Source organism: Rhizobacter sp. P2_G4 (assembly GCF_056403575.1).
Window position 1 is genome coordinate 677,015 of sequence record NZ_JBFUFG010000001.1, and the last position, 21,608, is coordinate 698,622.

A 21,608-nucleotide genomic window follows, 5' to 3' on the forward strand; every position below is an offset into this window, starting at 1 on the left:
GCACCCGGGCAAACGCGAGGCGAGGGGTACCGAGGTGCCGCTTAGACTCGCGCCTGCCGCCCAACAGGCGGTACTCGGTGGCCCACCCGACCCTGGCGAGCCGCCCCCATTTCCCGACGACCGCTCCACCCGAGATGAAAACACCATGGCCGCGTATGTGATACGGCGCCTGCTGCAGATGATCCCCACCTTGCTGGGTGTGCTGCTGCTGGTCTTCCTGCTGTTCAAGATGGTCGGGGGCGACCCCGCCGAAATCCTGGGTGGGCTCAACGCCAGCGCCCAGCAGATCAACGAGATCCGCCAGCAGCTGGGGCTCAATGAGCCCTGGTACGTGCAGCTGTGGATTTACTTCAAGAGCATCGTCACCTTCGACTGGGGCCGCAGCTGGGCCACGCAAGAGGCCGTGAGCAGCATCTTCGCCACGCGCTTGCCCGCCACGCTGACGGTGATGCTGCCCATCCTCGTGCTCGACACCGTGATCGCCTTGCCGATCGCGATGTGGGTGGCCTACCGCCGCGGCTCGCTGGCTGACCGCTCGCTGATGGTGATCACCACGGTGGCGCTGTCGATCTCGTTCCTCGTCTACATCATCATCGGCCAGTACGTGTTCGGCTTCCAGCTCGGCTGGTTCCCGGTGCAGGGCTGGAGCGACAGTCTGGGCACCAACCTCGTCACCTATGTGCCGCTGCCGCTGATCCTTGCCCTGATGGTCGGGGTGGCTCCGCAGACGCGGCTGTACCGCACCTTCCTGCTCGACGAGCTGGGCCAAGACTATGTGCGCACCGCGCGCGCCAAGGGCATGACGGAGCGCACGGTGCTCTTCCGCCACGTGCTGCGCAACGCGATGATTCCAATCATCACCAACGTGGCACTGGTGCTGCCCGGCGTGTTCGTCGGCTCGTTCCTGATCGAGGTGTTCTTCTCGATCCCTGGCCTGGGCCGCGAGATCATCCTCGCGGTGAACCGCAGTGACTACCCGGTCATCCAGGCCGTCGCGATCTATCTCGCGATGCTGACCATGCTGATCAACCTGGGCGCCGACATCCTCTACAAGCTGGTCGACCCACGGGTGGTTCTCAAATGAGCGCGGTATTGAATCAAGTTCCGGCCATGGCCAGCCAGCGGCCCGAGGGTGTCTGGCGTGCCGCATGGAAGCGGCTGCGCGCCGACCACGTGGGCATGGGCTCGATGGCCGTCGTGCTGCTCTTCATCCTGCTGATCCTGTTCGCAGCGAGCGGCCTGATCGCCAAGGGCTGGCAGAAGGAAGTGGGCGTGCCCAGCGCGCCGCCAACCTTCATGGGCCCGGCGCCCAAGGTCGAGACGAGTGCCATCCCTGTGCCCAAGGGGCCGAACGTCGACATCTCGTCGGTCGACCCGCTGGCCCCTCGTTACAAGGAATGGGAAGAACGCGCCGCCAAGTTCAAGTCTGAAGAAACCGTGAAGGCCGAGACCCTGCCCTTCGGCGCCGACCGGCTCGGCCGCGACGTGCTGGCCAAGGCCACCAAGGGCACGCAGACCTCCGTCTTCGTCGGCTTGATGGGTGCGGCGATCGCAGCGCTGATCGGCACCCTGCTCGGCGCGGCGGCCGGCTTCTTCGGCGGCAAGATCGGCGACTTTCTCGAGTGGCTGTACAGCGTGTTCACGGCGATGCCAGACATCCTGCTGCTGCTGGTGTTTGCGGTGATCTTCGGCCGCGGCATCGGTAGCGTGGCGATCATTCTTGCGCTGGTCGGGTGGACCAGCGTGTACCGCCAGGTGCGCGCAGAATTCCTGAAGCACTCCACGCGTGACTACGTGCGCTCGGCCGAGGCCATCGGCGCGTCGACGGCCTCGCGCATGTTCCGCCACATCCTGCCGAACGTGAGCCACGTGATCCTCGTGCGCATGTCGCTGCTGGTGGTGTCCTTCATCAAGTTCGAGGTGATCCTGTCGTACCTGGGCCTGGGCGTCGGCGTGGACGACGTCTCGTGGGGCACGATGCTCGCCGAGGCGCAGAGCGAGCTCATCCTCGGCTACTGGTGGCAGTTGGTGGCGGCCACCGGCTTCATGGCCGTGTTCGTGACGGCGTTCTCTCTCTTCACCGATGCGCTGCGTGATGCGCTCGATCCCAAGTTGCGAGGTCTGGAGTGAGCACTTTGCTGAGCATCAAAGACCTGCGCGTGTCGTTCCGCGTGGGCGTGGAGAACGGCGTGACGAAGCGCGCGCAAGCGGTCGGCCGTGGTGACGTTGGCGTGAGCTTCGACGTGCCGGAGAACACCACCGTGGCGCTGGTGGGCGAGTCGGGTTCGGGCAAGAGCGTCACGGCCATGTCCATCCTCAACCTGCTGCCCGACAACGCCGAGCGCCAAGGCGCCATCACCTTCCAGGGGCGCGACATGCTGGCGGCTTCGCTGCCGCAGCTGCAGGCCTTGCGCGGCCGCGAGATCGCCTGTGTGTTCCAGGACCCGATGAGCTCGCTGAACCCGGTGTTCCCGGTGGGCCGGCAGATCTGCGAGCCGCTCATCAAGCACCTGGGCCTGACCCCGAAGCAGGCGATGGAGCGGGCCGAGGCCTTGCTGGTGGAGGTGGGCCTGCCCGAACCGAAGCGCCGGTTGTCGGCCTACCCGCACGAGCTGTCGGGCGGCCAGCAGCAGCGCGTGATGATCGCGATGGCACTGTCTTGCGAACCCAAACTGTTGATCGCCGACGAGCCGACGACGGCGCTCGACGTCACCATCCAGCGGCAGATTCTCGACGTGCTTGCACGGCTGAAGGAGAAGCACCGCATGAGCATGCTCTTCATCAGCCACGATCTCGGCGTGGTGGGTGAGATTGCCGACCAGGTGGTGGTGATGCGCCAGGGCACGGTGCGCGAGCACGGCCCGGTGGCCGGCATCTTTGCCGACCCGAAGGATTCGTACACGAAGGCACTGCTGGCCTGCCGGCCGACGCTGGAGCAGCGCGCGCCGCGGCTGATGGTGATCGACGATCACATCTCGGGCAAGGCCAGCATTGCGGCCGGCAAGCCCAAGGACCCGGCTGCGCCGATCGTCATCGAGGCTGAGTCGCTGACCAAGAGCTTCTGGCTGCGCGACGGCGTGTTCGGCCGTCGCGAATTCAAGGCGGTGAAGGGCGCAAGCTTCAAGCTGCGCCGCGGCCACACGCTGGGAGTGGTAGGCGAGTCAGGCTCGGGCAAGACGACGATGGGGCTCACGCTGCTGCGCCTGCACGAACCGAACGGCGGGCCGAGTGGAGGCGTGGTGCGCTTCGATGGCCGCGACCTGCTGACGGTGCCCCGCCGCGACATGCTGCCGATCCGCCAGCGCATCCAGGTGGTGTTCCAGAACCCGTACGCCTCGCTGAACCCACGCTTCACCATCGGCCAGACACTGGTCGAGCCGATGACGATCCATGGCATCGGTGCCGATGCCGCCGAGCGCGAGGCTCGTGCTCGGATGCTGCTCGTCAAGGTGGGCCTGGACGACAGCGCGATGCACAAGTACCCGCACGAGTTCTCCGGCGGCCAACGCCAGCGGGTGGCCATCGCGCGCTGTCTGACGCTCAACCCCGAGGTGCTGGTGCTCGACGAGGCGGTGAGCGCACTCGACGTCTCGGTGCAGGCGCAGGTGCTCAACCTGCTGAAGGACCTGCAAGATGAACTGGGCCTCGCCTACATCTTCATCAGCCACGACCTGGCGGTGGTTCGCTTCATGGCCGACGAGGTGTTGGTGATGAAGGACGGCGAGGTGGTCGAGCAAGCGAGCGTGACGCAGATCCTCGATGCGCCGCAGCAGGAGTACACGCGACGGTTGCTCGGGGCCATCCCGCGGGGTTACGTTCCTGTGGCGGCCTGAGGCGTGCCTGAGTCCGGCTGCTCGGGTACGGCCCGCAGGCGGACGACCATGCGGGTGCCAACGCCTTCGGTGCTGTCCACCGTCAGGCTGCCGTCCATGCGCTTGACCAGCTCTTGCGTGATCACGAGGCCGAGGCCGCTGCCCTGCACCTTGGTGAACTGGGCACCCAGGCGATTGAAGGGCTGAAACAGCTGCTCGATCTGGTCGGTTCGCAGGCCGAGGCCGGTGTCGCGCACGGTGATCGACACGGCGTCGCCTTCGCGCTCGCACGACAGATGCACCTCACCCGACGGGCGGTTGTATTTGATAGCGTTGGAGAGCAGGTTCAGCAGCACCTGCTCCAGGCGGCGCGCGTCGGCCAGCACGCGCAACTCGGCGTGGGGCAGTTCGGAAATCAAGCTCACCTGCTGCGCGACCGCCATCGCCTCGATCTGGTTCAGGCTCGCCTGCAGCACTGGCACCAGCGCGACCGGTTGCAGCGGCAGCGCCATCGGGCCGTCGTCGAGACTGCTCAGGTCCAGTACGTCGTCGATGAGTGCCAGCAGGTGGCGCCCGGCGTCGAGCACGAGCTGCATGCGTTGCGCCTGCGTTGACGTCAGCGGGTCGACCGTGTCGGTCTGCATCAGCTCGGTGAAGCCGATCACGGCGTTGAGCGGCGTTCGCAGTTCATGGCTCACACGCGACAGGAACTGGCTCATGCTGCGGTAGGCGCGTTCGGCCGCATCCTTGTCGAGCTGGAGCTGGGCAGCACGCACCTCGTCGCTCACGTCCCGCAGGATGCCGACCATGCCGGTGCCCACGCCGTCGGCACCGTTCTTGTCTTCGAAGCGCGCGCAGGAGTTGGCCTGGATGTGGCGCACGGCGCCGTTCAACACCACGCGGTAGCGCAGGGTCGCCGCAGCCGGGTGGGCGATGATCTGGCGCATGGCCGCGCGAACCCGCGCGGCGTCGTCGGGATGGATGATCTCCCGCGCCAGCATGCCAGCCTTCACGGTCACGGGCTCGGCCGGCAAGCCGTACAGCGCCGCGGCCCGCGCATCGAGTGTGGTCTGCCCGGTGCGCAAGTCCCAGTCGAAGAGGCCCATGCCCGCAGCTTCGGCGGCCAGCGTCCAGCGCTCGTTGCTGTCTCGCAGGGCGCGCTCGACACGCGCTTGCTGGCGCAGCATGTGGCCGGTCAGCAGCACGCCGCCCACAGTGAGCCCCGCGGCCAGCAGCAGCGTGATGACGATCACCACGCGCCTCGCGGTGCGCGACGCCTCGCCCAGCACGGCCGAGAAGCGCAGCGCCCGGTCGGTCAGCCGCTCGCCCAGGCCGGGGACCTGCTCCTTCAAGGTGCGCAGCTCCGGAGAACCGGTGTCGCCCACCGCCACGCGCTCGTGAATCTGCCGGGCCAGGTCGCCCAGCTCGATGACATGCTGGTCGGCCGCGGTCCACAGCGCGATCGCGTCGGCCATGAAGCCGATCCGCTGGAACCGCAAGAAGAGGTGGATCAGGTCATCGACATCGTCGACATGGTTGCCGCCTTCCAGGAAACCCTGACGGGCTGCGCCCAGGTCTGGCGGCGTCTGCTCCAGTGCCAGGCGAGCCCGGCGATCGGCCAGCGGCACGGCCAACGCAGCCTGGAAACGCTGGTAGTCAAGCGGGTCGTGTGAGGCGACGTAGCGGCTGAGCTGGTAGACCGCCTCTTTCTGGCCCTTGGACCACAGGCTCTCGCCGCCCACAAAGGCGCGCACGGCAGACAGCATGTCCACGCTGATCACGACCAACCCAGCGAGCAGGGCCACGACCACGAGAAACGGGCCGATCACCAACCAGCGAATGCGACCCTGCTCGAAAGCTGTTCGACGCACGCTTCTCCCTGCGCGTTGGAAGACTTTGAGACGGGTGTACCACGAGAGCAGCCGGGCTGTCATGAGCAAAATAGCGGGGGCAGCGCATTGCGTCACCGTCGCCGCCGGGCAGTGCGCATGGCGTGACTTGACATGTCGTACGATCGTGCGAAACTCCGCCCATGGAAACCAAGACCGAACGCAGCGAGCTGACCCTCGCCGCGATCCTCGACACCTCGCTGGCCATGGCCGCCGCCGATGGGCTGGACAGCCTGACCATCGGCGAAGTGGCCAAGCGGCTCGGCCTGTCCAAGAGCGGCGTGTTCTCGCGCGTCGGCTCGCGCGAGGCGCTGCAGAGCGCGGTCATCGAGGAATACGGCCGCCGGTTTTTGCAAGACGTGTTCACGCCCGCCATGCGCGAGCCCCGTGGGCTGCCGCGCCTGAACGCCATCATGCGGCTGTGGCTGCAGCGCGCCCGCGACGTCGAGATCCGCAGCGGCTGCCTGTACTGTGCCGGCGCCTTCGAGTTCGACGACCGAGAAGGCCCACTGCGCGACCTGCTGCTCACCCACGTGCAGCGCTGGCGCGCCGCTCTCAAGCGCACCGTGCTGCAGGCCATCGAAGCCGGCCACCTGGTGGCCGACCTGGATCCCGACCAGCTGGTGTTCGAGCTGGACGGCCTCTTCGTCGCGCTGATGCGTGAAGCGCGCTTCCTGCGCGACCCACGCGCCGCCGACCGCTGCTGGACAGCCTATGAGCGGCTGATCCAGTCCGTGCTGAGTTCCCCCTCGCCTTGACCACCGCCGTGAGCCCGGTCGACGTGTTTGCTGCAACGACTTCGCACGAACGTGCGACAAAAGGAGTCTGATCATGCTGTTCGCTCTTTTGATCCTCTTGGCCGTGGCCGTTCTGGCCCCTGCCGGTGTGGCCCTGCATTCGCTGTGGGTGGCCATCCCGAGCAGCAATGCGGATTTCCAATGGCTGGACGTCTGATGAGCAACCCCGCACCCTCAACCTCGGCCAACCCGGCAAGCGCCTTCTACGCCGGCGTTGTCGCCCGCAGCCTCGGCTGGGCGCTGCGCACCTCGCAGAGCGTGGCGCCGGCAGCCGCCACGCGCCTGGCATTGCGACTGTTCTTCACGCCCCTGCCGCTCAAGCTCGTGGCGCGCCGCCAACCGGTGCCCGCGCCGTGGCGCACCGAGCGCTGGCCGTTCGAGCAAGGCTCCATGACGGCCTACCGGCGCGACGACCCGCACGCAAACGAACGGCCCACCGTGCTGCTGGTTCATGGCTGGGCCGGAGACGCGCTGCAGATGCTGACGCTTGCCGACGCCCTCGACCGCGCCGGCCTGAACCCCGTGCTGCTGGACTTCCCCGGGCACGGTCGCAGCGACGGCTGGCGCGCCACCTTGCCGCAGTTCGTGCGCGCGCTGTGGGCGGCATCGGCGCGCCTCGGGGCATTGCATGCAGTGGTCGGGCATTCGCTCGGCGCGCTGGCCGCGGCCAACGCCGTGGCCAACGGCTTGCCGGTGCAGCGCCTGGTGTTGCTGGCCGCCTCGCCGCCACCGGCCTTGTTCCTCCAGTGGTTCGCGCGCAGCTTCGGACTGGGCGAGAGCGTGCCGGCACGCATGGGTGCGGCCATCGAGCGCGTCGAAGGCGTGCCCCTGGTGCGCTTCGAACCGGCCTGGCTCGGGCCGCGCTTGGCGGTGCCCACCTTGGTCGTCCACGACGAGGGCGACCGCGTCTCGCCATTGGCCGTCGGCCGGCGTCTGAATGACGCCATCCAAGGTGCGCAATTTCTCACGACCCGCGGCCTCGGCCATCGTCGTGTTTTGGCCGATGAGGCCGTGGCTCACTCCGTCGCACAGCACCTGCGGCTCGACGGGCGACCAAACGAGTCAGAGATGTAACGTCGTTCTTACGGCCTCGCCACAAATGGGCCGGTGAATCGTGAAAAGGCGGCGCTTTTTGTCTGCTGTTCGGCTTGGGTGCGTTCGCGGGCCTTGGCATGGAAGCTGCGCTTTGGTTTGGCATCAACCGCCGCTCCAGGGCCACCAGCCTCCAGGCGATAGACATCACAAAAGGACGTCGTGCCATGCCTCTGTTTCACCGCTCAGGTTCGTCTGTGTCTTCCGGTACCCGCCGTGTCGTTCGACCGGCTGCACCGAGCTGCCGAGGCGGCGCGTCGTCGATGTTGCGCCTGGCCCAGCCGGCCTCGCCGCGCCAAGGCGGTTTGTCCAAGTGGCTGAGCAACGCGGCCAAGGTGTTCTCGCCGCCCGCGGCCCAGGCCCTGGCCGTGAGCCACAGCGAATTTGCCCCCAGCCGCTGGCTGGTCGGCCACTGAGCGCAGGCCATGAACGAGCGTGTCGTCAGGCCGATGCAACGCATCGAAAGACTTCGCCCGGCGGCTTTGCCGGCGCGTGAATCGGGTTGGGCCACGCTGCCCGCCGATCGCACCTTCAAGGTCTTGCAGCCGAACCGGGCACCGGCCCAGTTGTCGCTGTTCGGGCCACCGGGGCAAGTGACCCGCCCCAACAAGGCACAAACATGAATTCGCCGCTTCGCTCGGCAGCACCGGCCGTGAACCCTCCCGATGCCCATTGGTATCAACGAGGCTACCGGTTGAGCTGGCGAACGAAGTCCCTGTTTTCAATCGCCGGCCTGCTGGCCGGACGCAGCACCAGCCGGCCGCCGGAGCCGCTGATGTCTTTACTGGTTTCTCGACGCATGTGACGTCCAAGGGAAGCGGGCAACCCGGGGTGGATTGAGAGCGAGCTCCCGGCCTCTGTCCCGCTTCCCTCATTTTTTTCACATCGCCGCGACCTCATCGCGGCAGCGGGATTCCTACTTCCCCCTGTTGCACGCACTGCGGCTCAGCGCATCGCCTCGATGTGGCACAGCCACCACGACCGCGAACGACCCGGAAAGCCCACCTTCATCGCGCTGCGGCACACTGATGCGCATCGCCTTCCTCTGGAGCTTTCCTGATGCACCGCAACAACCGAGAACTCTTCACGCGGCGCCGTTTGCTGGCTGCTTCGGCAGCACTGGCCGCCGCACCGCACGCTGTGTTCGCGCAGAGCGGCTGGCCCAGCAAGCCGGTGCGCATCGTCGTGCCGTTTGCACCCGGCGGCACCACCGACATCCTGGCGCGCGCGTTGGCACCCGAGCTCAGCCAAGCCTTCGGCCAGCAGTTCGTCGTCGACAACAAGCCGGGCGCGGGCGGCAACGTCGGCGCCGACCAAGTGGCCAAGTCGCCCGCCGACGGCTACACGCTGTTGATGGGCACGGTCGGCACGCATGGCATCAACCAGTCGCTGTACCCGAAGATGCCTTTCGACCCCATCAAGGACTTTGCGCCCATCACCCTCGTGGCTGGCGTGCCCAACGTGCTGGTGATGAACCCGGCCAAGGCCGAAGCCAATGGCATCAAGAACGTGGCCGACCTGATCAAGTTCGCGAAGGCCAACCCGGGCAAGCTCAACATGGCCTCGAGCGGCAACGGCACCTCGATCCACCTGAGCGGCGAGCTCTTCAAGAGCATGACCGGTACCTTCCTCGTCCACTTCCCGTACCGCGGCTCCGGCCCGGCGCTGCTCGACCTGATCGGCGGCACCATGGACCTGATGTTCGACAACCTGCCCTCGGCGATGCCGCAGATCAAGGCCGGGAAGCTCAAGGCGCTGGCCGTGACAACGTCACAGCGCAGCGCGGCCTTGCCCGATGTGCCGACGATTGCCGAAGCCGGGCCGGTGAAGGGCTTCGACGCGAGTTCGTGGTTCGGCCTGCTGGCACCGGCCGGCACGCCGGCCGACATCGTCAGCCGCATCCAGCAGGAAAGCGCCAAGGCCCTGGGCACGCCCGCCTTGAAGGAACGGCTGCTCGCGCAAGGCGCCATTCCGAGCGGCATGCCGCCGGCCGAGTTCGCGGCCTACATCGCGGCTGAGACGAAGAAGTGGGCGCAGGTGGTGAAGGTGTCCGGCGCGAAGGTGGACTGAGGCCACGCACGCCTGGGGTTCACGCCGACTTCAACTCCGGGAAGCGTTCTTTCAGGGCCTTGATGAGTTCACGCGCTGCATCCGGGTCATCGGGCAGCGGGTGCAGTTGTTCCTTGATGCGGCGGATGTCCGTGACCATCGTGCGCAACTGATCGAGCGCGTGCTTGCCTTCGTCGCTGAGGTCCTTGGGCCGCGTGCTCGCCACCACGGCGAGCAGCAGATCACTCAGCACGCCGATCTGCTTGCCGTATGACGCTACCTCGCGAAGCGCGCGCACTTCGATCTCGTCGCTGCCGGCCTTGGCCAACAGGCTGGGGTGGATGTCTTGCGTCACCGAGCCGCTGAACGGCCAGTGCACCTCGGGGTTGAAGTTGAGCCACGACACATCCGCCTCCCTCGCAGTTGGATGCGTGATGGTGCGGCGCAGCACTCGCGACGTCAAGCGATGGAACGGCCCTTGCGCCGCATTCATCGCTTTCAGGTCTCCGACACAATCACCGCATCCAACCCGACATTGGTGCCACCACACAACGCATGTTCGCCACCCGACTTCGCCTCTACCAACAAGCCGGCCTGCGCGACGACTTGGTGGCGGCGCTCATCGTCGCGGTGCTGTTGATCCCGCAGGGCCTGGCGTATGCGCTGCTGGCCGGGTTGCCGCCGCAAGTCGGCATCTACGCAAGCCTGTTGCCGATGGTCGCGTATGCCATCGCCGGCTCGAGCAGCGTCACCTCCGTCGGCCCGGCCGCGGTGCTGGCGTTGATGACGGCGCAGGCGATGGCGCCGGTGGTTGGCCCGGCTGGCGTGAGCCCGTCGTGGGCGGCCTTGGTGCTGTCCACCGAAGTGGGCTTGATGCTGGCGGCCGCGGCGGCGCTCAAGCTGGACGCACTGGCCTCGCTGCTGAGTGCGCCGGTGCTACACGGGTTTTCCGCGGGCGCAGCCATCTCGATCGCCTTGTCGCAACTGCCGGCGCTGCTGGGCAACCCCGCGCACGGCTTCAACGCACGCGAGCTGCTGGCGTCGGCGTGGCAGCACGCTCGCGCGGGCGACTGGATCGACATCGCCACGGCGGCCTTCGGCATCGGTGCGATGCTGCTGCTCACGGTGGCGCGCCGGGCCTTGCAGCGCACGGCCGCTCGGTGGCTGTCGCCCGACAACGCGGTGCTGATAGGCCGCACGGCGCCGCTGGTCGTGATCTGCATTGCGGTGCTGCTGGTCTGGGCGATGCCGGATGCATCGCGCTCCGTCGCGCTGGTCGGGCCGCTGCCGGCGCTCGGGTTGCCGCTGGGCCTGCCGCAATTCGACAGCGCGCTGTGGTGGCAATTGCTGCCAGGTGCATCACTGATCGCGCTGGTCACCTTCGTCAGCAGTTTCGCGGTGGCTGAAAGCCTGGCGCTGCAACGTGGCGAGCACGTCGACGGACGCCGTGAGCTGGCCGGCCTGGCAGCCGCCAACCTCACGGCGGGCCTGAGCGGCGGCATGCCGGTGGGCGGCAGTTTCTCGCGCAGTGCAGTGAATGCCGAAGCCGGCGCGCGCACCCGCATGGCCGGCGTGTGGGCTGCGATCTTCATGGCGCTGGCAGTGCTGCTCGTGTCCGCACCGCTCGCCTTGCTGCCACGCGCGGTGCTGGCTGCAAGCATCGTCGTGCCGGTGGTGGGCTTGATCGAATGGGGCCCGTTTCAGCGAGCCTGGCGCTATTCGCGCGGCGAAGCGGCGGTGATGTTTGTCGTCGCCGCGCTGACCGTGCTGCAAGACACCCAATGGGCGCTGGGCGTGGGCGTGGCGGCGTCGATCGCGCTGCTGCTCAAGCACACGTCCCGGCCGCACGCAGCGCTCATCGGCCGCCTGCCCGGCACCGAGCACTATCGCAACGTCGAGCGCTATGCGGTCGAGCTCACGCGTGGCGTGATGAGCCTGCGCATCGACGAAAGCCTGCTCTTCACCAACGCGCGCCAGCTGCTGAGCGTGGTGGCGCGCCACCTGGACGCACACCCCGACACGCGACGCGTGCTGCTGCAGATGGCACCGGTGAACCGCATCGACTTGAGCGGCCTGGAGGCACTGCGCGCCTTGCAGGGCGTGCTGCAGGAGCGCGGCATCCGGCTCGACCTGTCAGAGGTGAAAGGCCCGGTGCTCGACGCATTGCGCGCGGCAAACTGGTCGAGCTGGTTTCAAGGGCACCTGTTCCTGAGCCACCACCAAGGTGTGATGGACGAGCAGGGCATCGCGACCTAGCGACGGCGAGCTTAGCGAAGGGCCTGCACCTTCTTGCCGGTGAGCGTGCTCAGGTGGGCTGCGAGGATCGACGCGTCGGTCGCGTCGTTGCTGCTGGCCAGGTGAAGGCGTGCGCGCCCGCCCATGTGAAGGCTGACATTCCACCGCTCGGCTCTGTCGCCGCCATCGCGCTGGATGTCGATCGACTGGATGGACGCGAAGCGCGCCATCACGCGGCCGTTGCGCATCACCGCGCTGAGCCGCTGGTCGGCCACGGTCTCCCGGCCTCGGCTGCGCCAGACCAGGCGCGTGGGGATCTGTTCGGCGATCTCGATGCCATGCCGGTGGACGAACACCCGCTTGGCTTCGGCCGCGAGGGCTCGCGCAAAGGCGCGCATGAACTCGACGACACGTTCGCTCATGCGCCGTCCACCTGCACCAACTTCAACCGTCCTGAGGCGCCGCTGCGTATCGACACCTGAGACTTGCGCCGCCCGAAGTGGCGGGCGACCAGCGCCACCAGTTCTTCGTTGGCACGGCCATCGATGGGCGGCGACTTGAGCTGCGCGAGCCAGGTGCCGTCCGGCTGCTCGTCGAGCGCACCGGCGCGGGCATTGGGTTTCACTTTCACCTGCAGGATCAGCTTGTCACTCGAGGCGCGGCTGGTCGTCATGAAGGAAGCGGAAGAGGTGCAAGACAGGGAAGCCGCGCGTTGACTCGGCTCGGGCTCACGGCATGCCATCGATGCCGGGAACGATTACCCCACATTCGGCACGCCCCGGCAAGCAACATGGGGCCGCGCTCTCACGAGCGCCGTGCCTGCGACCGTGCCGTCGACCAAGCTGCCGACGGGCACGGAAAAAAGGCCCGATCTAAAAGATCGGGCCAACGCTCTGACATCAGCCTGCGCCGCGCTGAACCAAATCACTGCGACGCAGACCCCGCGCCGGCCCATGCTGGAGACACCGGCCGACACGGCTCGCAGCTCCGCCGGAGATTGGGGATCGCGCGGTCCCCCGACCGCGACAAAACCTTCCGGCGGAGCGACCCGGAGCTCACCACCAGGCTTCGGCCTGCACTCCAATCGAAGTACCCGCCTTCTTGTCTCCGAAGACAGCCTTGGTGTTGCCAGAAAGGTTGAGGCGGGCGGCCTCATTCCAGACCGCGTGCGTCACGAACAGGCGCACGGTCGGGCGCGAACCGGCCTCGTTGCCAGCCGAAGCGGCAAGTGCCGCGGTGAGCTTGGTCATGTTGAGCTTGTCCGACCCGTCTTCCGGCTTCACCTGGTCATGGCCTGCCTCGACCAGGAAGCGGAACGGCCCCGAGAGCCACGTGTCGGTACGCGCACCGATGGTGAACCACTTGTTGCCGGCGTTGGCGGCACGCTTGGCGACGCGGTATTCGGTGATGAAGTCCACCGCGGTGGCGCCGAAGTTGGCACCCTGCTGGAACACCACGCGGGTGTTCTTCGATTCGCCCTGCTTGTCGTGCTTGACGCCGAACAGGGTGTTGCCGCCCAGGATCACGCCTTTCAGTGTCTGATAGGCGCCCACGGCCAGCCCGCTCGGCTGTGACGCGGGTGCAATCGCCGTACCGGTCGACTGGTCGTCGCTCTTCAGTTGCTTGGACGGTGTCACGTAGATCGCCAGTTCGCCGTTCGGCATGTCCTGGATGCCGGTCATGCGGATGGGCAGCGAGAAGCGGTTGTTGTTGACCGAGTTGCCTTCGGGGTCCAGCGGATCGCGGATGCCGTAGTTCGGATCCATCATGAAGGCGACACTGAGCTTGCCGATGCCCAGGTCCATGTCTTCCAGACCCGCGCCGTTGCCGTCGTTGTTCTCCAGGAACTGGTCGTTGATACCGGTCTGCAGCCGGTTATAGAAACGGCGACCGGCCCAAAGCTTGCCGTTGGCCAGTTGCGAGATCTTGTCGCCGTACAGGTACACCTGGCCGAAACGGGTGGTCAGCGTGTCAGGGCCGACACCTACGTTGCGGGCATCTGCGCCAGAGTCGATGTACGCCCCTTGGCCTGCGTCCCATGCCTTGTAGACGCTCGGCATGAAGCGCACATGCCAGTCGGAGCCTTCGTATTCGGCCAGCTTGGCGTCGAAAGTCGGTTCGATGACGTAGTCGCACTCGTTACCGAGGCGGTACTTGGTGTCGGCACCGGCCAGGCCGAAGCAGACCTGGTTGCCACCGCGGGCGTTGACGCCCACGCCGGCACGCATGTAGCCGGAAAAATCGACGGTGGGAGGGGCGGCCAAGGCGGCGCCGGCAGCGCCCGCAAGGGCCATGGCGATGATCAGAGGGTTCTTTTTCATGAGGTGTCTCCTGTCTCCTGTGGTGTGTGGGTTCGCCTGAGTGGCGGCTTTCGGCCTGAATTACGGCCAAACGGGGGGCGCCGAGGCGCGTATCGAGGGCTTGTGGCCTTGGCCTAAAACCAAATGCGGCGCAGGGAGCCCCTCTCCTCTTTTTCGGTGGTTCGTCAAAGCTTTATGGCATCGATTTCATAATGGACGATCCATGTAACGCAGTTCGGAAGCGCTAATACAAGACTCGATATCGTCCCGTTTTACCTATGGGAGCGAATCTCCCCATGAAGGACGACTGCGATAGCTGATCGATTCGTAACTTGGTTTCTTATGAAATCGATTTCATAACGGACTGCATTTCAGCTTCCACTCAGAAAGGTGTCAACACCGGAAACCCCGAACCGCCGCAAATCTAGGGAAAGCACGGGGTAGGCGGGTTGGAGCTCCCCGCCGGAACATGGGCCTGGCGGGGACGCCAAAACGTTGCCGCGCAGCCGAGAGTTTGAAATCGTTACCATCGTCCCGCGCCCATGCAGAATCGTGGTCGCCTTCTCGAACGCCTGATCTTTTGACCGTGACCGCTCCCGACGCCCCCTCTCGAGACACCCCATCCTTGCCCGACGCGGTGACTCTGCTGGATGTGGCGCGTGAAGCCAAGGTGTCACCCAGCACGGTTTCGCGCATCCTCAACGGCACCGCGCGTGTGGCAGCCGACAAGCGCACGGCGGTCGAGAACGCCATCCGCAAGCTCGACTTCAAACCCAACCTTTTTGCGCGCAGCCTGAAGACCGGCACCACGATGACGGTCGGCGTGCTGACCCAAGACATCGAAAGCCCGTTCTTCAACCGCGCGATGCGTGGCATCGAAGAGGGCTTGGCCGGCAGCGGCTACGCACCCATCATCGTGAGCGGCCACTGGAATGCAGCCGAAGAGGCCGAGCGCATCCGCCTGCTGCTGGCGCGCCGCATCGACGGCCTGGTGATCCTGACCGGCCACCTCGAAGACGCACAAATCGTCGAGTTCGCGCGCCACCAGCCGATCGTGGTGACCGGGCGCGAACTCATCGCTCCCAACGTGCGCGCCCGCAAGCTCGATCACGAGCATGGCGGCTACCTCGCCACGCGCCACCTGATCCAGCTCGGCCACAAGCGCATCGCCCATATTGCCGGCCCCAAGGACCACAGCGACGCCACCGAGCGCCTGGCCGGTTACCTGCGCGCCCATCGCGAGGCCGGCCTCAGCGTGACGCCGGAACTCACGGTGCAAGGCGACTTTCTGGAAAGCGGCGGCCTGCTCGCGATGAACCGGCTGCTCGACATGGGCGAACCCTTCACAGCCGTGTTCTCCGCCAACGACCAGACAGCCTTCGGCGCTCGCGTGGCCATGTACCGCCGCGGCATCCGTGTGCCCGACGACCTGTCGATGGTCGGAGTCGACGACCTGCCTGCCGCGGCCTACCTCACGCCACCGTTCACCACGGTGCGCCAGCCGATCTACGAGATGGGTTTGTTCGCAGCGCATGCACTGCTGAACATGCTCGGTCACCCGAGTGAAGAGATCGTGTTGCCACCACTCGAACTGATCGTGCGCGAAACCACGCGCCGTGTGTAGCAGCGGGAGTAAGCGCAGCGAGCGACAAGTCAAGCAACGCCCGAGGGACGGGTTTCCCGGCCCGATGGGTGGCGCCCCTCGGGGGCAGGAGCGAAGCGACTGGGGGGCTAACCTCTCACTGCGGCGTCTTCAATCTGCTGTTGCACTTTGCGGGCGCCACGCAGCACAAGGGTCTGGTCCAGCATCGCCTGCGGCGCGACAGCCTGCGCCACTTCATCGAGCGTCGCCGGATCGGTCATCAGCGCATTGGCCAGGGCCGACAGCGCGCAGATCGAGCGGCGCGGTGCCTGGGCCGGCAACTGGCGCAGGGCGTTCACGCGCACGTGGTGGCGCACGCTGGCGACGGCCGCCGGGCCGAGGCCCCAGCTTTCGCACAAGGTAGCGCCCAGAGCGTCATGGCTGACACCGAAGGCTTCGTACTCGCGCTCGACCAGGTCGCTGTCGTTGATGGCAGCCTTCAGCATGGGCCGGTAGACGTCGGGAGCGTGCTTGAACAGCACGGCCTTGCCGCATTCCTCGAACAGGCCGGCCGAGTGCGCACCCCAGGGGTCGACACTCAGCGCCTGGCCGATGCGGCCCATCAGCAGGCCTCGCACGCTGGCGCGCTGCCAGACCGCTTCGAGTTCGGGCGACGCCGGGAAGACCGCGCGCAAGCCGTATTCGAAAGTCACCGCCGCCACCTCGCGCGTGCCGAGGTACATCACGGCCTGCTGCACGCTCTGCACGCGGCCCTTCAGGCCATAGAGCGACGAGTTCACCGCCTTCATCACCGCGGCGGCCAGCGACATGTCGGATTCGACGAGCCGGCCCAAGGTGGGCAGGTCCACGTCGTCTTCGGCCAGCAGCAACGAGAGCTTGACCAGCACTTCGGGTTGGGCGGGCACATCGATGTTCAACGAGCGGAGTTTCGGGTCGACAGGCATGGCAGTGTCCGTGAAAGTCAGTCAGTACTTCAAGGAACATGCTACCCAGCGGCAACGCTGTCGATGTGTCGAACAGGCGCCCATATCCGGGCTTGCAAAACGCTTCGGAAACCACTGACGCGCTTCCGAAACGAATTCTTATACTGGCGTTTCCCTGGGAAAACAAGGTCGGCACCATGACCGTCAAGCTCGCCAAGAGCGAACAAACGCTTCAAGCCATCGTCCGAACCGCCCTGAAAATTGCCGTGGTGGAAGGGTTGCACGCGGTGACGCTGGGAGAGGTGGCCAAGCGCCTAGACATCAGCAAGAGCGGTGTCTTCGCACGCGTCGGCTCGCTGGAAGCGCTGCAGCACAAAGTGATCGTCGAATACGGCCGCATCTTTGCGGACAACGTGTTCCTGCCGGCCCTGAGCGAGCCGCGCGGCTTGCCGCGCTTGAACGCCATCATGCGGCTGTGGATCGGCCGCGGCACGGGCGAGAACGCGATGGCCGGCGGCCTTCACACCGCCGCAGCTTTCGACCTCGACCACGTGGAAAGCGCGTTGCGCGACCTGCTGCTCGAATCGGTGATGAACTGGCGGGCCGAGCTCAAGCGCACCATCGTGCAGTGCATCGACGAAGGCCACCTTCGGCCCGGCACCGACCCGACGCAGCTGACGTTCGAGATCAATGCACTGACGATCGGCTTCCTGCACGACGCCCGCTTCGTGCGCGACCCGCGCGCCCATGAGCGGGCCGCCGAGGCGTACGACCGCCTGATCTCCACCTACCGCAGCGTCAGCCACGCGACCTGACCTCATCGCGACTCGCGGGCGCTATCGCGTCAGCGCGTCCCACCCCGTCTTGGCGATCAGCGCCGCCACCACGCCGATGAACACCACGCGCACGAAGCCCGCGCCGTGTTTCAGCGCGAGACGCGTGCCGAGCAGGCTGCCCGCCACGTTCGCCACCGCCATCACCGCGGCGATGTGCCACCACACGTGGCCGGTGAAAGCGAACAGCGTCAGCGCGGCCGCATTGGTGGCGGTGTTGAGCAGCTTGGCGCTCGCACTGGCGTTGAGGAAGTCGTAGCCCAGCAGGCGCACGAAGAGAAAGACGAAGAAGCTGCCGGTGCCCGGCCCGAAGAAGCCGTCGTAGAAGCCGATCACCAGGCCGACAGCACTCGCCACCAGTGCTTCGGCGCGACCGCTGAAGCGCGGCTCGTGCGTGCGGCCGAGGTCTTTACGAGCGAGGGTGTAGACCAGCACGCCCAGCAGCACGAAGGGCAGGGCGCGGCGCAACCCGTTCGCGCTGACGAGCGTCACCGTCCAGGCGCCGGCCAAGCTGCCGACGAGCGCGGCGGCCGCAGCCGGCAGGAGCGCCGCCCAACGCATGGAAACCTTGCGCGCGAATTGCGCGGTCGACCAAGCGGTGCCCCAGATCGCAGCACCTTTGTTGGTACCGAGCAGGGTGGCAGGCGGTGCGGTGGGAAAAACGCTGAACAGCGCAGGCACCAGAACGAGGCCGCCTCCGCCGACGATGGCATCGATGAACCCGGCGAACAGCGAGGCCAGGGTGACAGTGAGGAGGTCCAGGGCGGTTCCAGAAAATACAAAGGGCGTCAGGATAACCCTGACGCCCTTGGATTTTTGTCATCAGCATCCGGTACTTCTTGGGTACCGGGCCTTTGTTTGGCGACCTTCGAGCTTGCGCTTCCGGCTGCCTTGATATGTCTCCTCAGACCCCCGCCGAAGCCCGGCACGTTGCGGTGCCAGTCGCGAGTGGGCGGACTTTAGGACGCCAGCTTCATGCACACACTAGGGGTTTTCCTGCGCCATGTTGGGGCCTTGCACAGGGCTCGGCCCGCTTTTGCGAGGAAGCTTGATGCGGATCAAGGTGCCCTGTGCTGGAGCGCTGACAACGTCCACATGCCCGCCATGCAACTCGACGATGCGCTTGACGATGGCCAGGCCCAGCCCCTTGCCGCCTTCGCCGGTGGCCGGCGCCACGGTGTGGCGCGCCTGGTAGAAGCGATCGAACAGGTGCGGCTGGTCGGCGGCGGCAATGCCGGGACCGGTGTCGCTCACGCTGACCACCACCTCGCCCACTGCTTCTTCGGCCTGCACCGTGATGCGGCTGCCCGTGCCGCAGAACTTGAGCGCGTTGTCGACCAGGTTGGCCACGGCACGCTCGAACAGCTCCACGTCGACAGTTGCCGCCACCGGCTGTTCGTTGTGCAAGGCCTCGAGCGCAACACCCTGCTGCACGGCCCGCTCGGCAAAGCGCGCGGCGATGTCGGCCAGCAGCTCCTGCAGATCCACCTGCTCGGTACGCAGCTTGAAGGCGGGCTCGTCGAGCGTGGCCAGGTCACCGAGCGACTGCACCATGCGCGAGGCATTGCGGGTGTTGCGCAGTGCGACTTCGGCCAGGCGATGGTCCTCGTCGCGGGCCGGATCATCGGCCCAGCGCGCCTGCAGGGTTTCGAGGCACGCCGTCGTGGCGGTGAGCGGCGAACGCAGGTCATGCGACAGGTTGCTCACCGCTTCGCGGCGGAAGTGATCGAGCCGCCGCAAGGCGTCCCACTGGGTGCGCAGCGTGGTTAGCATGGCGTCGAAGGCCCGCGCGAGCTGGCCGAACTCGTCGCGCGTGGCGGCGGGCAGCAGCGGCTGCACCTGCGCCGCGCCTTCCTGCAAACCTCGTTCGGACAAGGCCGCGACCGCCTGCGTGAGGCGCTGCAACGGCCTCGTCACCGAGGCGATCACCAGCGCCGCGAGCAGAGTCGTCAACGCCATGATGGCGGCAATCAGGCTCATGGCCGGGCGGCCGAAGCTCGCACGCAGCGCCTGCCAGCGGCTCGCGGGCAAGCCCTCCTTGTGGCACACGAGGTAGAGGTAGCCCGCGATGTCGCCAGCGCGGATGGTTGGGCGGCCGATGGGCTTGGCGGTGATGACGGCATCGGCATCCATGCGCTCGGGGTCGTCGCCCATCACGTACGACATGCCGGGTGAGGCGGCCTGCCTCACCGGCCCCATCGCGACCTTGAAGCCGGGCGGCAGCTTCACCGAACCCGTGGTTGCGAGCACGGTGCCTTCGGTGTCGAGCAGGTAGAGCTGGGTGTCGGGCTCGAACAGCACCAGGTTCTTCAGGAAGACGTTGAAGTCTTCCGGGTAGCGCTCGTGCATGTCGAACAGGTTGTCGTACAGGCTGACCACGCGGGTCAGGAAGGCTGACGCTCGCTGGTAGGTGGTCTCGTGTTCGAAGCGCTGGAAGGCGAAGACGACGGTCGCAAGAACGGCCAGCGCGGTGACGAAGCCGGTTGCGAAGATGGTCAGCGCGATCTTGAGGCGGACACTCATCGATCGGCGGCGGTGATCGAAGCAGCGGGTCGAGCGCCGGGCCGCTCCCACGCCGGCCCGCAGCCCCCCGGGGGATCAGCCAACGTACTCGTTGGGCGAGGGGTCGTCATGTTCATAGCGGCGCTTCTCGCATCTTGTAGCCGGCGCCGCGCACCGTGAGGATCAGCTGCGGCCGCATCGGGTCGGTCTCGAGCTTCGCTCGCAGGCGGTTGATGTGTGTCGTCACCGTGTGTTCGTAGCCATCGTGCGTGTAGCCCCACACCGCATTCAGCAATTGGGCGCGAGAGAACACATGCCCCGGGTGGCTGGCGAAGTGCAGCAGCAGGTCGAACTCCAGCGCGGTGAAGTCGAGCGCTTCACCGCGGTAACGCACCTGGCGCTTGGTCGGAAGGATCTCGAGGTCGCCGTTGCGCAACGCGCCCGGCTGGGCCTGCACATTAACCTGCGCGGCGCGCAGCAGGTCGGCCCGGCGCAGCAGCGCCTTCACGCGCGCCAGCAGTTCGGCGAGAGAGAAGGGCTTGGTCAGGTAGTCATCGGCACCCAGCTCGAGCCCGAGCACGCGGTCGAGTTCGGTGGCCTTGGCCGTGAGCATCAGGATGGGCGTGTTGCGCCCACGGGCACGCAGCGCCTTGCAGACCTCCAGCCCGTCCAGCCCCGGCATCATCAGGTCGAGGATCAGGAGATCGTCCGCCCGCTCGTTCTGGCTCGCCAGCGCTGCGGGGCCGTCGTTGACGGTCGTGACCTCGTAGCCGGCATTGCGCAGGTTGAGCGCAATCAACTCGCGGATGTCGGTCTGGTCTTCGGCGACGAGGATGGTGGCGGGCATGCGGGAATTGTCGCGGCTGAGCGGTGCTTCTTACGCAAATGTGATCTTCCTGTGATGTTCGGCGAGGCTCGCGCGAGATGTCGTTGCGACAGTCTCCCTACCGAATCGCCTACCCAGGAGACACCCCATGACCGCCATCGCAAGCGCCCCCTTCAGCCCCTCCACCTTCATGCCCGTCGCCTGGCACGAGATGGTGTCGCACCGCGGCTACCTGGTGCGCTTTGCCCAGCGCAAGCTGCACGACCCGATGCTGGCCGAAGACGTGGTGCACGATGTGTTCGAGGCGGTGATCTCGGGCCGTGCGGCCTTTGCCGGCCGGGCCGCGTTGCGCTCCTGGCTCACGGCCATCCTGAAGCACAAGATTGTCGACCTGGTGCGCAGCCGCGTGGGTTTGGACAGCCTGGACGAAGAGGCGCTCGACGATGCCACGCTCGCGATGGAATGCCCGCAGCCGCAGCCGGACGAAGTGGCCGAGCAACGCCAGCAGCTGAGCCGCGTGCTGGAGAAGATCGACGCCTTGCCCGCCGGCCTGCGCGACGTGATGCAGCTGCGCGTGTTGCAAGACCAGCCGACCGACGCGGTGTGCGACGCGCTGTCGATCAGCGAAGACAACCTTTTCGTGCGCCTGCACCGGGCACGCAAGCAGCTGGCGTCCTGACGCCCGGCAGGGCCGTCGCCCGCTTCGCACGGGCATGCCGATTGCGACGGGTATCCTTCGCGCGAATT

General features: G+C 66.6%; 23 protein-coding genes. 14 read left to right on the forward strand and 9 right to left on the reverse strand.

The window, feature by feature from the left end:
* The first annotated feature begins 145 nt into the window (after positions 1-145).
* The 3 genes from AC1DYS_RS03255 to AC1DYS_RS03265 are packed head-to-tail and all read left to right on the forward strand — an operon-like array spanning position 146 to position 3,833.
* On the forward strand, positions 146-1,084 hold the full coding sequence (locus AC1DYS_RS03255) for an ABC transporter permease (RefSeq protein WP_047486670.1): 939 nt from the start codon (positions 146-148) through the stop codon (positions 1,082-1,084).
* A complete protein-coding gene (locus tag AC1DYS_RS03260) occupies positions 1,081-2,130 on the forward strand; it encodes an ABC transporter permease (RefSeq protein WP_477896002.1) in 1,050 nt (349 codons plus the stop codon). The genes AC1DYS_RS03255 and AC1DYS_RS03260 overlap by 4 nt, the downstream gene beginning before the upstream one ends.
* Entirely contained in the window at positions 2,127-3,833 is a 1,707-nt protein-coding gene (locus tag AC1DYS_RS03265) for an ABC transporter ATP-binding protein (RefSeq protein ID WP_477896004.1), read from the forward strand. Before AC1DYS_RS03260 ends, AC1DYS_RS03265 begins: the two co-directional genes overlap by 4 nt.
* Here the strand turns inward: AC1DYS_RS03265 and AC1DYS_RS03270 are convergent.
* Positions 3,812-5,683, reverse strand: coding sequence for a sensor histidine kinase (locus AC1DYS_RS03270; protein WP_477896006.1), 1,872 nt, complete (start codon positions 5,681-5,683; stop codon positions 3,812-3,814). The genes AC1DYS_RS03265 and AC1DYS_RS03270 overlap by 22 nt on opposite strands.
* 161 nt (positions 5,684-5,844) lie before the next feature.
* Here AC1DYS_RS03270 and AC1DYS_RS03275 point away from each other — a divergent pair, with 161 nt between their 5' ends.
* The 7 genes from AC1DYS_RS03275 (at position 5,845) to AC1DYS_RS03305 (ending at position 9,660) form a co-directional block, all read left to right on the forward strand.
* Positions 5,845-6,459 (forward strand): TetR/AcrR family transcriptional regulator, encoded by a 615-nt coding sequence (locus tag AC1DYS_RS03275; protein WP_477896008.1) that lies wholly within the window; start codon positions 5,845-5,847, stop codon positions 6,457-6,459.
* A gap of 73 nt (positions 6,460-6,532) precedes the next feature.
* Positions 6,533-6,655: a hypothetical protein gene (locus AC1DYS_RS03280; protein WP_477896010.1), complete on the forward strand. Its 123-nt coding sequence runs from the start codon at positions 6,533-6,535 to the stop codon at positions 6,653-6,655.
* On the forward strand, positions 6,655-7,572 hold the full coding sequence (locus tag AC1DYS_RS03285) for an alpha/beta fold hydrolase (RefSeq protein ID WP_477896012.1): 918 nt from the start codon (positions 6,655-6,657) through the stop codon (positions 7,570-7,572). Before AC1DYS_RS03280 ends, AC1DYS_RS03285 begins: the two co-directional genes overlap by 1 nt.
* A 185-nt stretch (positions 7,573-7,757) precedes the next feature.
* Positions 7,758-8,006, forward strand: a complete 249-nt coding sequence (locus AC1DYS_RS03290) for a hypothetical protein (protein WP_477896014.1) — start codon at positions 7,758-7,760, stop codon at positions 8,004-8,006.
* A gap of 9 nt (positions 8,007-8,015) precedes the next feature.
* The gene (locus tag AC1DYS_RS03295) at positions 8,016-8,213 is read left to right on the forward strand and encodes a hypothetical protein (RefSeq protein WP_477896016.1); all 198 of its coding nucleotides are present in this window, start codon (positions 8,016-8,018) and stop codon (positions 8,211-8,213) included.
* On the forward strand, positions 8,210-8,395 hold the full coding sequence (locus tag AC1DYS_RS03300; RefSeq protein WP_477896018.1) for a hypothetical protein: 186 nt from the start codon (positions 8,210-8,212) through the stop codon (positions 8,393-8,395). Before AC1DYS_RS03295 ends, AC1DYS_RS03300 begins: the two co-directional genes overlap by 4 nt.
* Positions 8,396-8,649: 254 nt before the next feature.
* Entirely contained in the window at positions 8,650-9,660 is a 1,011-nt protein-coding gene (locus tag AC1DYS_RS03305) for a tripartite tricarboxylate transporter substrate binding protein (protein WP_477896020.1), read from the forward strand.
* 19 nt (positions 9,661-9,679) lie between these two features.
* Here AC1DYS_RS03305 and AC1DYS_RS03310 read toward each other — a convergent pair whose 3' ends face one another.
* The gene (locus AC1DYS_RS03310; RefSeq protein ID WP_477896022.1) at positions 9,680-10,045 is read right to left on the reverse strand and encodes a hypothetical protein; all 366 of its coding nucleotides are present in this window, start codon (positions 10,043-10,045) and stop codon (positions 9,680-9,682) included.
* A gap of 149 nt (positions 10,046-10,194) precedes the next feature.
* Here AC1DYS_RS03310 and AC1DYS_RS03315 point away from each other — a divergent pair, with 149 nt between their 5' ends.
* Positions 10,195-11,895, forward strand: coding sequence for a SulP family inorganic anion transporter (locus AC1DYS_RS03315; RefSeq protein ID WP_477896024.1), 1,701 nt, complete (start codon positions 10,195-10,197; stop codon positions 11,893-11,895).
* Positions 11,896-11,906: 11 nt separating this feature from the next.
* Here the strand turns inward: AC1DYS_RS03315 and AC1DYS_RS03320 are convergent, their stop codons facing one another.
* The 3 genes from AC1DYS_RS03320 to AC1DYS_RS03330 form a co-directional block, all read right to left on the reverse strand.
* A complete protein-coding gene (locus tag AC1DYS_RS03320) occupies positions 11,907-12,296 on the reverse strand; it encodes a hypothetical protein (protein ID WP_477896026.1) in 390 nt (129 codons plus the stop codon).
* Positions 12,293-12,547, reverse strand: a complete 255-nt coding sequence (locus AC1DYS_RS03325) for a DUF167 domain-containing protein (protein ID WP_477896028.1) — start codon at positions 12,545-12,547, stop codon at positions 12,293-12,295. Before AC1DYS_RS03325 ends, AC1DYS_RS03320 begins: the two co-directional genes overlap by 4 nt.
* Positions 12,548-12,929: 382 nt before the next feature.
* Positions 12,930-14,195 carry a carbohydrate porin gene (locus AC1DYS_RS03330; protein WP_477896030.1) on the reverse strand — a complete coding sequence of 422 codons (1,266 nt, stop codon included), beginning with the start codon at positions 14,193-14,195 and terminating at the stop codon, positions 12,930-12,932.
* A gap of 565 nt (positions 14,196-14,760) precedes the next feature.
* Between AC1DYS_RS03330 and AC1DYS_RS03335 the strand changes: the two genes are divergently transcribed.
* On the forward strand, positions 14,761-15,798 hold the full coding sequence (locus tag AC1DYS_RS03335; RefSeq protein ID WP_477896032.1) for a LacI family DNA-binding transcriptional regulator: 1,038 nt from the start codon (positions 14,761-14,763) through the stop codon (positions 15,796-15,798).
* A gap of 107 nt (positions 15,799-15,905) precedes the next feature.
* Here AC1DYS_RS03335 and AC1DYS_RS03340 read toward each other — a convergent pair whose 3' ends face one another.
* Complete coding sequence (locus AC1DYS_RS03340; RefSeq protein ID WP_047486703.1) at positions 15,906-16,721, reverse strand: HDOD domain-containing protein; 816 nt, start codon at positions 16,719-16,721, stop codon at positions 15,906-15,908.
* A 176-nt stretch (positions 16,722-16,897) separates the two neighbouring features.
* On the opposite strand from AC1DYS_RS03340, the gene AC1DYS_RS03345 reads away from it, so the two are divergent.
* A complete protein-coding gene (locus AC1DYS_RS03345; RefSeq protein WP_477897252.1) occupies positions 16,898-17,515 on the forward strand; it encodes a TetR/AcrR family transcriptional regulator in 618 nt (205 codons plus the stop codon).
* Positions 17,516-17,536: 21 nt separating this feature from the next.
* Here AC1DYS_RS03345 and AC1DYS_RS03350 read toward each other — a convergent pair whose 3' ends face one another.
* From AC1DYS_RS03350 to AC1DYS_RS03360, 3 genes are all read right to left on the reverse strand, one after another.
* Positions 17,537-18,295, reverse strand: a complete 759-nt coding sequence (locus AC1DYS_RS03350) for a TSUP family transporter (RefSeq protein ID WP_477897254.1) — start codon at positions 18,293-18,295, stop codon at positions 17,537-17,539.
* 222 nt (positions 18,296-18,517) lie between these two features.
* On the reverse strand, positions 18,518-20,056 hold the full coding sequence (locus AC1DYS_RS03355) for a sensor histidine kinase (RefSeq protein WP_477896034.1): 1,539 nt from the start codon (positions 20,054-20,056) through the stop codon (positions 18,518-18,520).
* A gap of 112 nt (positions 20,057-20,168) precedes the next feature.
* Positions 20,169-20,882 carry a response regulator gene (locus AC1DYS_RS03360; RefSeq protein ID WP_477896036.1) on the reverse strand — a complete coding sequence of 238 codons (714 nt, stop codon included), beginning with the start codon at positions 20,880-20,882 and terminating at the stop codon, positions 20,169-20,171.
* Positions 20,883-21,009: 127 nt separating this feature from the next.
* On the opposite strand from AC1DYS_RS03360, the gene AC1DYS_RS03365 reads away from it, so the two are divergent.
* A complete protein-coding gene (locus AC1DYS_RS03365; protein WP_477896038.1) occupies positions 21,010-21,540 on the forward strand; it encodes an RNA polymerase sigma factor in 531 nt (176 codons plus the stop codon).
* Positions 21,541-21,608: the final 68 nt, after the last annotated feature.